At 60.0% G+C, this 12744-nt stretch carries 11 protein-coding genes and 2 pseudogenes; 3 read left to right on the top strand and 10 right to left on the bottom strand.

The features are described 5' to 3' along the window. Positions 1-15: 15 nt before the first annotated feature. The 10 genes and pseudogenes from NUH87_RS22550 to NUH87_RS22510 form a co-directional block, all read right to left on the bottom strand. Positions 16-663 carry a VOC family protein gene (locus NUH87_RS22550; RefSeq protein ID WP_338522741.1) on the bottom strand — a complete coding sequence of 216 codons (648 nt, stop codon included), beginning with the start codon at positions 661-663 and terminating at the stop codon, positions 16-18. Positions 664-700: 37 nt separating this feature from the next. Beyond that, positions 701-1228, bottom strand: a complete 528-nt coding sequence (locus NUH87_RS22545; protein ID WP_338522740.1) for a sterol desaturase family protein — start codon at positions 1226-1228, stop codon at positions 701-703. Positions 1229-2259: 1031 nt separating this feature from the next. Then, positions 2260-2703: a TM2 domain-containing protein gene (locus tag NUH87_RS22540; RefSeq protein WP_040070661.1), complete on the bottom strand. Its 444-nt coding sequence runs from the start codon at positions 2701-2703 to the stop codon at positions 2260-2262. 398 nt (positions 2704-3101) lie between these two features. Then, positions 3102-3971, bottom strand: coding sequence for a Kdo hydroxylase family protein (locus NUH87_RS22535; RefSeq protein WP_338522739.1), 870 nt, complete (start codon positions 3969-3971; stop codon positions 3102-3104). Between the two features lie 283 nt (positions 3972-4254). Then, a complete protein-coding gene (locus tag NUH87_RS22530) occupies positions 4255-4728 on the bottom strand; it encodes a hypothetical protein (protein ID WP_338522738.1) in 474 nt (157 codons plus the stop codon). Positions 4729-4835: 107 nt separating this feature from the next. Next, positions 4836-5624 carry a DeoR/GlpR family DNA-binding transcription regulator gene (locus NUH87_RS22525; RefSeq protein WP_338522737.1) on the bottom strand — a complete coding sequence of 263 codons (789 nt, stop codon included), beginning with the start codon at positions 5622-5624 and terminating at the stop codon, positions 4836-4838. A gap of 94 nt (positions 5625-5718) precedes the next feature. After that, positions 5719-6483, bottom strand: a complete 765-nt coding sequence (locus tag NUH87_RS31350) for a methyl-accepting chemotaxis protein (RefSeq protein ID WP_422393954.1) — start codon at positions 6481-6483, stop codon at positions 5719-5721. Between the two features lie 93 nt (positions 6484-6576). Next, positions 6577-7605, bottom strand: a pseudogene (locus NUH87_RS31345) (HAMP domain-containing protein); the annotation flags it as partial. A 263-nt stretch (positions 7606-7868) separates the two neighbouring features. After that, a pseudogene (locus NUH87_RS22515) lies at positions 7869-9145 on the bottom strand (sensor histidine kinase). A gap of 68 nt (positions 9146-9213) precedes the next feature. Continuing rightward, positions 9214-9924 (bottom strand): response regulator, encoded by a 711-nt coding sequence (locus NUH87_RS22510; protein ID WP_040070668.1) that lies wholly within the window; start codon positions 9922-9924, stop codon positions 9214-9216. A gap of 169 nt (positions 9925-10093) precedes the next feature. Here NUH87_RS22510 and NUH87_RS22505 point away from each other — a divergent pair, with 169 nt between their 5' ends. The 3 genes from NUH87_RS22505 to NUH87_RS22495 all read left to right on the top strand — a co-directional run bounded on the left by NUH87_RS22505 (position 10094) and on the right by NUH87_RS22495 (position 12698). After that, complete coding sequence (locus NUH87_RS22505; protein WP_338522735.1) at positions 10094-10882, top strand: VacJ family lipoprotein; 789 nt, start codon at positions 10094-10096, stop codon at positions 10880-10882. Then, entirely contained in the window at positions 10872-11108 is a 237-nt protein-coding gene (locus NUH87_RS22500) for a hypothetical protein (protein ID WP_338522734.1), read from the top strand. The genes NUH87_RS22505 and NUH87_RS22500 overlap by 11 nt, the downstream gene beginning before the upstream one ends. Before the next feature lie 189 nt (positions 11109-11297). After that, positions 11298-12698: an amino acid permease gene (locus NUH87_RS22495; protein ID WP_338522733.1), complete on the top strand. Its 1401-nt coding sequence runs from the start codon at positions 11298-11300 to the stop codon at positions 12696-12698. Positions 12699-12744: the final 46 nt, after the last annotated feature.

Below are 12744 nucleotides of genomic sequence, written 5' to 3'. Positions count from 1 at the left end.
GAACTTAAGTGCGACTCACGCCCTTGAAATCGGCAATGCCTTTAAGCCACTGGGTGTTTGAATATGCGCGATCAAAAACGGGGTTGAAGTATCTTTGAGCGCATGAAGATACACCGGCCCCGAAAAATTCATGGTCATCAGAACCGCTTTGACTTTATCCGGATCAGTATGGAAGACGTCCAATGCCAATAGTGAACAGCCTTTGTCTTGTAACGCGCTTGCGGGATGAGTCGCATGTTCCCATTGGATTATCGTGGGGGCTGATCCGCCCAAAGGGAGGCTTCCGTCCGCAGGTATCGTTATCTGCCAGGACAATGTTCCTCTAGTCATCGGCTCGACATCCCCAACGATGTCGTGGCAGGAAGCGCTAACAGCATGGATATCATCGGTTCGTGCAACCCATGCCGCCAAGCGTGCGGGTGAGTCAGGCGCAAGTTGATCAAGGCCGAACCAGCGAGGCCGATTCGGGCGTTCAGCTGATGGGTCAACGGCAATCACTTCCAGGTAGAGCTGGGGGCCAAGGCGCAGCAGCCTGTTGTGGGTGCCCATGCGTGGATGGGCACCGCCCGGTTGAAGGTCCACGCCCAGCAAGTCGGTGACGAACGCACAGCCGGTATCGAGGTCCGGCGCCACGATAGTCAAGTGATCGATAGTGCTTTTCACGTGAGCAGCTCCTTCAAGAGATTTTTCCGCCCCGGTTTTATTCAGCCTCGCTCGTGCTGTCACCCCGCCAAACTGAACGGCGCCCTTCCCCTCCACGCCCTGCCGCCTCACGCGACTCACGCAACTGCCTCTTCAGCGTGCGCAGCGGAGGCGCGTACAGAAAGCCGAACGACACGCTGTTCTCGCGCCCCTTCACCGCGTGGTGCAACAGGTGCGCCTGATACAGGCGCTTCAGATAGCGATGGCGCGGTCGTGGCCGAAACGGCCAATAGCGGTGGACGATGCCGTCATGCACCACGACATAGATGATCCCGAACGCTGCCACCCCGGCACCGATCCACTGCAGAGGGTCGTACCCGCTATTGCCCAGCACGATCAGGGTGATGGCCACCGCCGCCAATACCAACAGGTAGACGTCGTTGGTCTCGAAGGTGCCCAGATGCTCCTCATGATGGGAGCGGTGCAGAAACCAACCCCAGCCGTGCATGACGTACTTGTGCGCCAGGTAGCCGACCCCTTCCATGGCCATCAAGGTGCAGAGAAACAGAGCAACGTGGGTGATCATGGAACGCCGTGAGCTCGCAGGTACGTCGGGAAAAGCGGCTGGGAAATGCTTGAGCCGTGCTCAAGCATACCTCGGTAGGCGAGCAAATCGAATGCGATGAGTGATTCCACATCCGCTTTTTTCAAAGGATTCAGTCTCTGACGAGGAAGGAGGCAACCCAACAGCCGCCCCTGGGATCCGAATCAAAACCCGCCCCGATCGAAACCGGGGCAGGCCACTTCAATAACCCTTACCGCTGATTATCGTAGTGATCCCGCAGAAACTCATACAGGTGATAAACCCGTAATAAGTTAACTACGAGGCTCCAGGTACGTCGAAGAAACTTGGACATACATTGACCCCCAAAGTGGGCCAACTCTCCAGCATACTTACCGGAACACGTATGCCTTCGAGAACTCCGCTAGCAGTCTCATTGAGGTGGCCAGGCTGATGGCCCCCTGAGCCAATCCGGCACGGGTTACTAAGCCGTGTCAGGAGGTCCCAAATGCGCGCGCTGGCTTGACCACTTCAAAAAGTCTTTTTAACGAAAGAGCCAGAAAATCATACCCCAGCTCGAATGCGGCAATAGAGATAAAAAGTGTTACGTTCCCCGATAAACTTCATTCAAAAAATTTCAAGCTCCTTCCTTAAATATTCAGAAACATCAAAAATAACTCTCGGACTTGCGCAACATACATGATTTCAGTAACGTAAGGGTCCGCTAGCGGTCTCTGTGAGATGAGCAAGCCGGTCCCATATCAGGCTTGCGGAAAAAACCACCCTACTAAGGTGGTTTTTTTTCGCCTCGATTTTTTAGGCGACTACCACATGGCAGCTCGCTTGCCCTCAAAACCGGGACCTGCGTGAAGAGGCCGCGTCAGCCTGACGGCCACCGCGAGCAAGCGTGTTCAGAGGAAATGTCGAGAGGGTAAGGCACAGCAGGTGTACAGACAGGATGCTCTTCAGTCGAACAGGAGCACCCAACGTGCCCCTGCCCATCGGCGCCAACACCGACGACCAACCCGGACTCACTCAAGCCCGAAATCAGCGACTCAGAACCAGCCTCTTTTACCGACCACATAAGTCTGCTCGAAGTCTTCATCGGACTTGATCAGGTAAATGATGAATTCGATAAAGGCGACAATACTGATCACGATCGACGGGATGCCGAGCAACAGCCAGCCGAACAGGAACACCAGCAACATGATCACGCCTTGGGTTTTGTAACCCAGGTAGAACTTGTGCACGCCAAAGGCACCGAGGAAGAACGCCAGCAAGGCCGCCGGGATTTTCTTGGAGTTGCCGCTCGCCGCCGCGCTGTCGGCGAAGATGGCTTCGGCAAACGCACCATTGCTGGCAAAGTCGACACTCGCGCCGACCTTGGGCAGTACCGCCGCTTTCCACTCGACAACGTCGAAGGTGTAACGGTTGCCGTCATCACCGGAAATAATGCCGTTACGGGTGTTGTTGTCGTAACTCAGAATCTTGCCTTTCATTTACAGCTCCTTGGGAAGTGCGGGACGGGGAACGCGGGATAGCCTCTAGGAGATTGAACGCCGTGGGATCACTTTTACCGGACAACCTGCACCTGCGCGAACGCTCCGTCGACAATCGCCGAACAGAGGTCGTCGATATCTATCAATACGGTCAGGTGTTTTCAGGTTTGAGAAGCTGGACCGACAGGCCATCGCTCATCCTTGAAAAGTGATTGCCGAGCCGGGCTGAAAGCGTTCAGCACGTCATCGGCAGTTTCACTGCATCTTCCTTAACCGCTATGAAGGCCTGGGTCGCTGGCACATGGAGACGGCCAGGAGCAAAGGGCTTTGGTGAGAAAAGCTACTATTTCGCCGGCGCGGCGTCTAGAGGCAGCACGGGAGTACTGCCTCTCTGCCCCTCAAACCAAAGGTCGACCCATCATCCGTGTCAGGATCGCCAAGGGGTTGGCCTGGGGGTCGTACTGCTTGTCGGCGGGGATGTGCAGGGTCTGTTCGAGCATGTATTGGCCGGACATGACCGCGTGCGGCACCTGGTCCGAGAAGCACACCCAGACCGAACCCGCGGCGAATGGCATGGTCACCTGCTCGGCGGTTTCCTGGTAGGCCTGATCACCCTTCATGCCGTCATGCAACTGCAGCATCAGGTGATCATATTCACTGCGGTATGACTTGGTGATCCGCAACGCCTTCAGCAGACCCGCCTGCCAGGCCACATAAGGTTTGGCCCGTGGCAGGAACTTGCGAGCGACCGTTTCGAAAGGCTCGCCGACACGCCACACGCGGGGTACGCCTTCGGGGTTGATGTTGCTGAACACCCGCAGAATGCGCTCGCCATAGTTGGGACGCGAAGGAAAGGCGTCGACATGCAGGCGACGGTCATCGGCACGCCAGGACTGCGCGCGGGTCTCGACCTGCATCGGACGGTAGCTGGTAGGGGCCAGACGCAAGGCGCCCTGATAACGGGGCAGCAGCGAGTACACCAGCGTCTGCGCCTGCTCACGGAAGCGTCCGATCATCTCGGTCAGCGCCTGTTGCACGGCGGCATCGCCTTCGGCACCCTTGAGATGATTATTTGCATCCAGGCTGATATTGCGTGCCTTGGGCGAGCGAATATCCGGACGGAGCAAGGACTTCTCTTCTTCCCGCAACTCAAACGACAAGCGCGGGAAGTACAGCACCTTGCCTGCTTCCAACGCGGCAATCCAGTCCGCGTTCACTTCAGGCATCCGCCAGTCGGCGAAGTCGATGCCTATGATCTGAGAATCCATTTCCTCAGGGGGCCTCTTGGTGGAATAGGCCGGTAATGATGCGGCGCTCCGACCGACCATTGCAATGTTTTGTTACCCCTGATTTCAAGACGCCCCCTCTCAAGAGAGCCAAGCTAGACACTTCAACGACTTTGTAGAACCCTCTGAAAAGCCCGGGAGTCATGGGCGCAAAAGATTGCAGTGACCTGCAGCCACGCCTCCCGGAAAGGGGAGCTCGAAGCGACAAACGGTCGTATTTTCTGGAAAAACGTCAGGGAATACGGATGAGCAAAACCCCCGGCGATTAACCGGCCTGATTGATCAGATCGACTCTTGCCCGGGCGCCCACGGCCTCTCCGATCTCAGCCGATACGGCAAATTTCAGAATCGCATCGCCGTGTGCAGAGGTTTTCAGCCACAGGTTGTATTCACCCGCACTGGTTTCAACCCATTCATAATGTGTTGCACTTTGCATTCTCCGTATCGCCTCTTGCGAGGGCGCTTTATAGAGTGCGCAAAAACTGCCTTCGACGTCGCACTCGGGATTAGCGAGCAAGGCATCAAAGACAATGTTCAGGCGCTGGTCCTGCTCATCGTATTGAATGACACCCGTCAGGGTTTTATCCTGGCTCGCGGCGCTGTACAGACAGGTCATCCGCCCTATGAATCCATGCCCCGCCAGGATCTCGAAACAGGGCCACATATTATCCGGCCACTCGAAGGTATCGAGCATGGGCAAAAACAGATACCGCCCCACTAATGATTCAAATGTCATCACGACCACTCCTTTGGCATGAGTAAAAACTATAACACCCCGTTCCCACGCCACTGGAGCGACTGTATGAACACTTGTTTCAAATCAGGCCCGTCACCAAGGCCACCGTCTTATACATCCGCCTGCACCACTTCAACGCCCATTCGCCGATAAGCCTCAATAACGTCCGACGGCACGAAACGCTCGGTAATCATCGTCTGCAAGCGCGTACAGGGCGCCACCACAAAAGGCTCCACGGCCCCGAGCTTGTCGGCCGTGGTCACCGCCACCACGTGCGAGGCGCTGTCGAGCATGGCCTGTTTCACCGCGACTTCGTCGTAATGCACGGAGGTAATCCCCATCTCCGGATGAATCGCGCAGACGCCGGTAAACAGCAGGTCGGCCTTGACGCCCTGGATCAGCCGCAGCGCCTCGTGCCCGCCAGAGGCCATGGTCGCGGGGTTGAGCTTGCCGCCGGCCAGGATCACGGTGATGCCCGGGTGCTCGGCCAGGGTCATGGCGATCATCGGCGAACAGGTGACAGCGGTGATCGATAGTCCAGACGGCAGCGACTGGGCGATCTGCAAGGTGGTGGTGCCGGAGTCGAACAGCACGATCTGCCCTTCCTCGACCCGCTGTGCCGCCAGCTGCGCCAGGCGGGTTTTCACTTCGTTGGGTTCGGCGATCCGGGTGAGGTAATCCTTGCCGGTGTCCTTGGGCCGCGGCAACGCGCCGCCATGGACCCGCTGCAACAGCCCGGCCTGGGCGAGTTCCGCGAGGTCGCGGCGGATGGTGTCTTCCGAGACCGCGAAATGCTGGCCCAGCTCAGAGGCCATGACCTTGCCATCCCGTTCGAGCAATAACAGGATCTTTTGCCGCCGCAGGTGCGGCAGTTCCGACGCTTGATGAAGGTTTTGCATGCTTTTGCCTGGATCTGCACGTTTATGCCGATTTATACGAGACTCCCGGGCGAATGGCAACTCTGCGTGAAGGCGCCCCTGAATGAAGGGCTCCTCAAATACGGAAACCGCTGACCAACTGCTCCAACCGGGCCGTCTGCTCTTCCAGGTCGGCACAGGCCAGCAGCGTGGCATTGAGATTCTCCACCGCGTCCTTGTTCAAGGTGTCGATCTGGGTGATGTCCATGTTGATCGCCTCGACCACGGCGGTCTGCTCTTCGGTGGCGGCGGCCACCGACTGGTTCATCCCGTCGATCTCGCCGATGCGCCGGGTGACCTGCCCCAGATGCTCGCCGGCCTGATTGGCGATGGCCACGCTCTGCGCGCTGTACTGCTGGCTCTCGGTCATGGTGCGGACCGCCTGGCGGGACCCGACCTGCAGTTCCTCGATCATCCCGTGGATCTGCTGGGCCGAGGCCTGGGTGCGTCCGGCGAGATTGCGCACCTCATCGGCGACCACCGAGAAACCGCGCCCGGACTCGCCCGCCCGGGCAGCCTCGATGGCGGCATTCAGCGCCAGCAGATTGGTCTGCTCGGAGATCGCCTGGATCACCTTGAGGATCTGGCCGATGCTCGACGTGTGGCTGTTGAGTTGCTCGATCCGCGCGCTGGAGGACAGGATCTTGGCCGACAGTTCATCCATCGCCTGGATCGAGCGCTCGACCACCCGCCGCGCTTCATCCGCCGTGTCCCGCGCATCGGAGGCGCCCTGCGAGGCGTCCGCGGCATTCACGGCAATCTCCTGGGCGGCGGCGCCCAATTGATTGATCGCCGCCGCGACACTGCTGGTGCGATGGGACTGATCATCCGAGTTGCTCATCGAGGCATTGGAGGCCTCGACGACCCGGCTGGCCACCTGGCTCAAGCGGGCGGTGGTCGAAGCCACTTCGCGGATCGAACCGTGGATGCGCTCGACGAAACGGTTGAAAGCGCCCGCCAGGTTGCCGAACTCGTCGCGCGACTGGATCGCCAGGCGCTGCGTCAGGTCGCCATCACCCTGGGCAATGTCTTCCAGTGCACGGGTCATGTGGTGCAAGGGCTTCATCAGCAACCGGATCAACAGGCTGAGCAGGACAAAGGTGATCGTCAGCAATACCACGGTCGCGATCAGCACCGAGAGGCGAAACCGGGTCAACGCCGCGTAGGCTTTGTCCTTGTCGACGGCCAGGCCCACATACCATTTCACCGAAGGCAAGCCCTGCACGGGCATGAAGGTCAGCAACTGCGCGCTCCCCGCCTGTTGCACCTGGGTCAGGTCGGCACCGATCCGCGACGGCTCCATGCCGTAGATATCCCGCAGGTTCTTGGTGACCAGGGTTTTGTCGGGATGTACCAGGATATTGCCGTCGGCACTGACCAGGAAGGCATAGCCGATGCCGCCGAAATCCTGGGCATTGATCATCCTGGCCATCTTGTCCAGGCTGATGTTGACGCCCAGGACACCCAGGACCTGGCCACCGGACTTCACCGGGGCCGCCTCGCTCATGACCAGGTAGTCGCTGCCCACGCCGATATAGGGCTCGGTCAGGATCGGACCGTTTTTGACCGCATCCGAATACCAGGGCCGCAGGCGGGGATCGTAGCCATCGGGCATGACCCGCTCGGGAAAGATATCGAAGGCGCCGTCGCGTGTCGCGCTGTAGCTGGCGACGAAGGTCGAGGTGAGCGCCGGCTGTTGAAGTAGCGTGCGGACTTTCTCCCGGGCCGGGTCGAGCGCGACCACCTGGGCCATCGCCTCGACCAGCAGTAAACGATCGCTCAGCCACGTCTGGATATTCTGGGCCAGGACCTGCCCGGTGGTGTGCAAGTTGCTTTCGATATTTCCACTGATTTCATTGCGTTGCTGATAATCGCCATAAAGTGCGAAAACCGCAAAGACCACAACTACAACTGTAGAAACGGCGAGCAGGATCTTCTGACTGAACTTCAAACGAATATTCATAGTTTTGGCTACTGCACAATGGAGGACTTTTTGTTGGGTGTTATATCAAGGCAGGACAAAACAATGGGCAGGGTAAAAACCACCCTTAATAGGGAAAGTTTCAGCGCTCGCTAAAATGTTGTCAAACAACAAATAGTTGGGGGCTGGGATCAAAAAAAGTGATCACCTCACTTCGATAAGTGAACATATAGCAGGGTGTGAAGTTGTAATAACGTCACTGACCAGTTTCTGACACGATGACCGACACATCCGCCGAACACCGCCTACAAGCCCCCTTGCACCGGTAACGCCACCAAGGCGATCAACCCGCCACCCGCGCGATTGCTCAGTGTCAGCTCGCCCCCCTGCTCCAGCACAATCGCCCGTGCCGCCGACAATCCCAATCCGACGCCCCCCGTGCTCCTGTTGCGCGAACTCTCCAGTCGAAAGAACGGTTCGAACACCCGCTCAAGATCAGCCGGCGCAATACCCGGCCCACGATCCTCTACGCGGATCAACAGCCGCTCGCCTTCCGGCTCCAAGCGGATCGTTGGCTCACGGCCGTATTTGATGGCGTTATCCAGCAAATTGCCGACAACCCGCTTGAGTCCCAGCGGGCGCCCGAAATACACCCATCTGGCCGGTCCCTCGAAGCCAACCTCAATGGTCTGGTCGCGATAATCGTCCACCAGGGTTTGCAGCAATTCCGCCAGATCGAAGGACGTCGTCTCTTCCAGGCGCGCATCGTCGCGGAAGAACTCCAGCGCGGAGTTGATCATCGCCTGCATCTCATCGACATCGCGAAACAGTCGCTGTTGTTGCTCCTCGTCCTCGATGAATTCCCCCGCAGGCGCATGCGGGTCAAGGGCGTGCGCAGGTCATGGGAGATGGCCGCGAGCATCTGCGTGCGATCCTTGATGAAGTGCTGCAACTGAGCCTGCATGGCATTGAAGGCGAGGATCGCCTGGCGGATTTCATGGGGCCCGACCGGCTCCACCGGCGGCGCGCGGAAGTCGACGCCAAAACGCCGCGCGCCCTGGGCAAACTGTTGCAGGGGTCTGGCCAGACGGCGGGTGGCAATCAAGGTGACCACCGCAGTGGAGATCAGCACCAGTATGATCACGATCAGCCGGCGCGGCCCCTCCTCCAGCCCCCAACTGCGCGACGCGGCAGAACACATCAGCCAAGAGCCGTCGGTCAACTGGATCAGCAACGCATAACGCCCGTTCGGCCCCTCCCAATCGGAGGGTTGATAGGCCTCGATCCAGCGATTTGGCGAGCCCAGCGCTTGACGCATGGCCTGTGCACCACGGCCCTCGGCGGCTTTGACAGTTTTCGGCAGGACAATGTCGTGACGATCAGCGTACCAATTCACCTGCGTGTTCGGATCACTGACCAGCGCGGCCAGACGGGCACGCTGCCCGGGCTCCGAGGCCTCGATCACACGGCTGAGGGACGCGACCTTTTCCAGCAGGCCGGTCTCGCTCAGCGGCGGATAAGCCCAGACACCGGCCAGCTTCACGAACAACGCATTGAACGCCAGCGCCGTGAGCATGGCCATCAGGATGGTCAAGGCGATCCAGCGCGCCACGGTGTCCTTTGGACGATAACGCCCGGTTCCGCGGCCGCTCACTGGCGTGTCACATCAGGGGTGAACAGGTAGCCGCCATTGCGCACCGTGCGAATCATCGCCGGGCGCTTGGTGTCGAACTCCAGCTTGCGCCGCAGGCGACTGACCTGGACATCGATGCTGCGGTCAAAGGCGTCATGCCTGTGCCCCCGCGCCAGATCCAGCAGTTGCTCGCGGGTAAGGATGCGCTGGGGATGCTCGACAAACACCAGCAGCAGATCGAATTCCCCGGCCGACAGCGGGATCATCACCTGATCCGGCGAACGCAGCTCGCGTCGGGTCAGGTCCAGTTGCCAGTCGGCAAAGCGGATCAGCGGGCGCGGCAGCTCGCCGCTCAAGGGCCGGCTTTCCCCGGCCCGGCGCAACACCGCCCGGACCCGTGCCAGCAGCTCGCGGGCGTCGAAGGGTTTGCTCAGGTAATCGTCGGCGCCCATTTCCAGGCCCACCACCCGGTCGCTCAACTCGCCCATGGCGGTCAGCATGATCACCGGGGTCGCGTACTGCCGGCGCAGGCGCTGGCACAGCATCAGGCCGTTCTCCCCCGGCAGCATCAGGTCGAGGATGATCAGGTCCGGGGCCTGACGCTCCAGCGCGGCCCACAGCGCGGCGCCATCGGCGGCGACCTCTACCGTATACCCCTGCAGCACAAAGAACTTCTTCAACAGGGCAAGGACCTCGAGGTCATCGTCCACGATCAACAGACTGCTCACCGGCGGCCATCACTTGAAGTTGGAAAGAGCCCATCTAAAACCATTCGACGCGTTCCGTCATATATTTCAATCCGGTAATAAACCGTCAGCGGTGCAATAAAGCAGACATCTTTGAGCAAGACGCGGCTGGCAGCATCCGCCAATCTTCTTCCGCAGAGACCGTTTGCCCATGTCCTCGCTCAAGTGTTCGCCCGCCCTGATCCGCCACGCCACGCTGTTGCTGGCCGCCTCGTACCTGGTCGGCTGCAGCAGTCCGGCTCCGGTGGCAAGCGCCCGTTGCGCGCAGGTCGACTACCCGGTCTTCGACCCGGCCCAGCGGGTCAACCGGGGGATCTTTGCCTTCAACAAGGCCGTCGATGACTATGCCCTGGCCCCCGTGGCCCGGGGTTATCGCCACCTGCCGAATGTTTTCCAGCAGGGTGTGCACAACTTCACCACCAACTTTGCCGAACCCAAGGTGTTCGTCAACGACCTGCTGCAAGGCAACCTGAAGCGTTCGGCCAATACCCTGGGGCGTTTCACGGTCAACACCACCCTCGGCCTGGTGGGCCTGATCGACGTCTCGGACCCGATGGGCATCCCCCGTCATACCGCCGACTTCGGCCAGACGTTCGGCGTCTGGGGCATCGGCAACGGCCCTATCGTCGAACTGCCGCTGCTGGGCACCGGCAACGCCCGCGACGCCGCCGGACGCGTGCTCGGCTTGGCCTTCAACCCCTTCGGCAGCAACAGCGACAGCCTGCAGACCCTGGCGACGACCAGCCTGGTCGGTGGTGTGATCGACCAACGCGCAGAGCTGCTGCCGCTCACCGACAGCCTGCAAAAACTGCCGGACTACTACAGCGCACTGCGTGACGTCGTCGCCGAACATCGTGCGGCTTTCGTGCTGGAAGGCAAGCGGGGCAGCACCCAACCGGAGAAAGACCGCTGCCAGGGAGCCACCCGGGATGGCTTCTGAACAGCCGGCACTGATCCTTGAACAACGGGTGAGCAAGCACGCCGACAGCGACCTGCACTGCCATGAAGTCAGCCTGCGGCTGTCGAACGACCGCCACCACCTGATCCTCAGCCACTATACCGAGCACTACAGCCCGCAAGGGTCGCAATGGGTCGAACGCCATCACCAGGTGCCGATGAACGAGGTATTGCACTGGTTTGCCCAGCAGGCGGGACACAACGCCTGACGCACGGCCCTCGAGGCCCGCCACGATCCTACAGCTGATTCTCTATTTCCCGCTCGAACCCGCGTAATACTTGAGCCCCGCACCTTCGGGATTTAATATCCACGCCGCTTATGTCGAGCATTCAGTACCGGTTGCACGCCTGGCCCGCTCAGGTCGACACCGAGAAGAAAAACTAGAGAAGGTGAAGCAATGACGGGTGAAAACCTGACACCGGGTTTGCTCAAGCGCGGCCTGAAAAACCGCCATATCCAGCTGATTTCCCTGGGCGGGGCCATCGGCACCGGGTTGTTCCTGGGGTCTGCCGGCGTACTCAAGTCCGCGGGCCCAGCGATGATCCTCGGCTATGCGATCTGTGGTTTCGTCGCGTTCCTGATCATGCGCCAGCTCGGCGAAATGATCGTCGAGGAACCGGTGGCCGGCTCGTTCAGCCACTTCGCCCACAAATACTGGGGCGGCTACGCGGGCTTTCTCTGCGGCTGGAACTACTGGGTGCTCTACGTGCTGGTGGGCATGGCCGAGCTCACGGCCGTGGGCAAGTACGTGCAGTTCTGGTGGCCCGACGTGCCGTCCTGGGTCAGCGCGGCGGTGTTCTTCGTGCTGGTCAACCTGATCAACCTGACCAACGTCAAGGTGTTCGGCGAAACCGAATTCTGGTTCGCGATCATCAAGGTGGTGGCAATCATCGGCATGATCGCCCTCGGTTGCTACCTGCTGATCAGCGGCACCGGCGGCCCGCAAGCCTCGGTCAGCAACCTGTGGAACCATGGCGGGTTCTTCCCCAATGGTTTCAGCGGCCTGCTGATGGCGCTGTGTTTCATCATGTTTTCCTTCGGTGGCCTGGAGCTGGTGGGTATCACCGCCGCCGAGGCCAGCGAGCCGCGCAAGGTAATCCCCAAGGCGATCAACCAGGTGGTGTTGCGGATCCTGATCTTCTACGTCGGTGCACTCACCGTGCTGTTGTCGCTGTACCCGTGGGATCAGTTGCTGATCACCCTCGGCGCCTCCGGCGACGCCTACAGCGGCAGCCCGTTCGTGCAGATCTTTGCCCTGATCGGCAGCGATGCGGCGGCACAGATCCTCAACGTGGTGGTCCTGACCGCCGCCCTGTCGGTCTACAACAGCGGCGTGTACTGCAACAGCCGCATGCTGTTTGGCCTGGCCGAACAAGGCGATGCGCCAAAATCGCTGATGAAACTGAACAAACAGGGGGTGCCGGTACGGGCCATCGGCGTCTCGGCCCTGGTGACGCTGCTGTGCGTGGTGGTCAACTACGTGGCGCCCCATGAAGCGCTGGAGCTGTTGATGGCGCTGGTAGTGGCCTCGTTGATCATCAACTGGATCGTGATCAGCCTGACCCACCTGAAATTCCGCAAGGCCATGGAACAGCAACGCGTGGTTCCGGGCTTCAAGGCGTTCTGGACACCGTTCAGCAACTACCTGTGCCTGGCCTTCGTCGCGCTGATCCTGGGGGTGATGTTGATGATTCCGGGGATCAGCGTGTCGGTGTATGTGATGCCGGTGTGGGTGCTGTTCATCTATGGGCTGTACCGCCTGCGGCTGGCCAAGGGCCGGGTGCGGACCGTCAGCTGAGGCGTCAGTTTTCACGTACTTGCGGGGGATTGCTGATCCCCCACAA

Source organism: Pseudomonas batumici (assembly GCF_036585405.1).
GTDB classification, from domain to species: Bacteria; Pseudomonadota; Gammaproteobacteria; order Pseudomonadales; family Pseudomonadaceae; genus Aquipseudomonas; species Aquipseudomonas batumici.
This window is presented reverse-complemented; position numbering and strand designations above follow the sequence as displayed.

Excerpts from the sequence above, each read along its gene's own strand:
- NUH87_RS22545 (WP_338522740.1), bottom strand. The coding sequence starts at position 1,228 with ATGATCACCCACGTTGCTCTGTTTCTCTGCACCTTGATGGCCATGGAA.
- NUH87_RS22540 (WP_040070661.1), bottom strand. The coding sequence starts at position 2,703 with ATGAAAGGCAAGATTCTGAGTTACGACAACAACACCCGTAACGGCATT.
- NUH87_RS22535 (WP_338522739.1), bottom strand. The coding sequence starts at position 3,971 with ATGGATTCTCAGATCATAGGCATCGACTTCGCCGACTGGCGGATGCCT.
- NUH87_RS22525 (WP_338522737.1), bottom strand. The coding sequence starts at position 5,624 with ATGCAAAACCTTCATCAAGCGTCGGAACTGCCGCACCTGCGGCGGCAA.
- NUH87_RS31350 (WP_422393954.1), bottom strand. The coding sequence starts at position 6,483 with ATGAGCAACTCGGATGATCAGTCCCATCGCACCAGCAGTGTCGCGGCG.
- NUH87_RS22505 (WP_338522735.1), top strand. The coding sequence starts at position 10,094 with ATGTCCTCGCTCAAGTGTTCGCCCGCCCTGATCCGCCACGCCACGCTG.
- NUH87_RS22500 (WP_338522734.1), top strand. The coding sequence starts at position 10,872 with ATGGCTTCTGAACAGCCGGCACTGATCCTTGAACAACGGGTGAGCAAG.
- NUH87_RS22495 (WP_338522733.1), top strand. The coding sequence starts at position 11,298 with ATGACGGGTGAAAACCTGACACCGGGTTTGCTCAAGCGCGGCCTGAAA.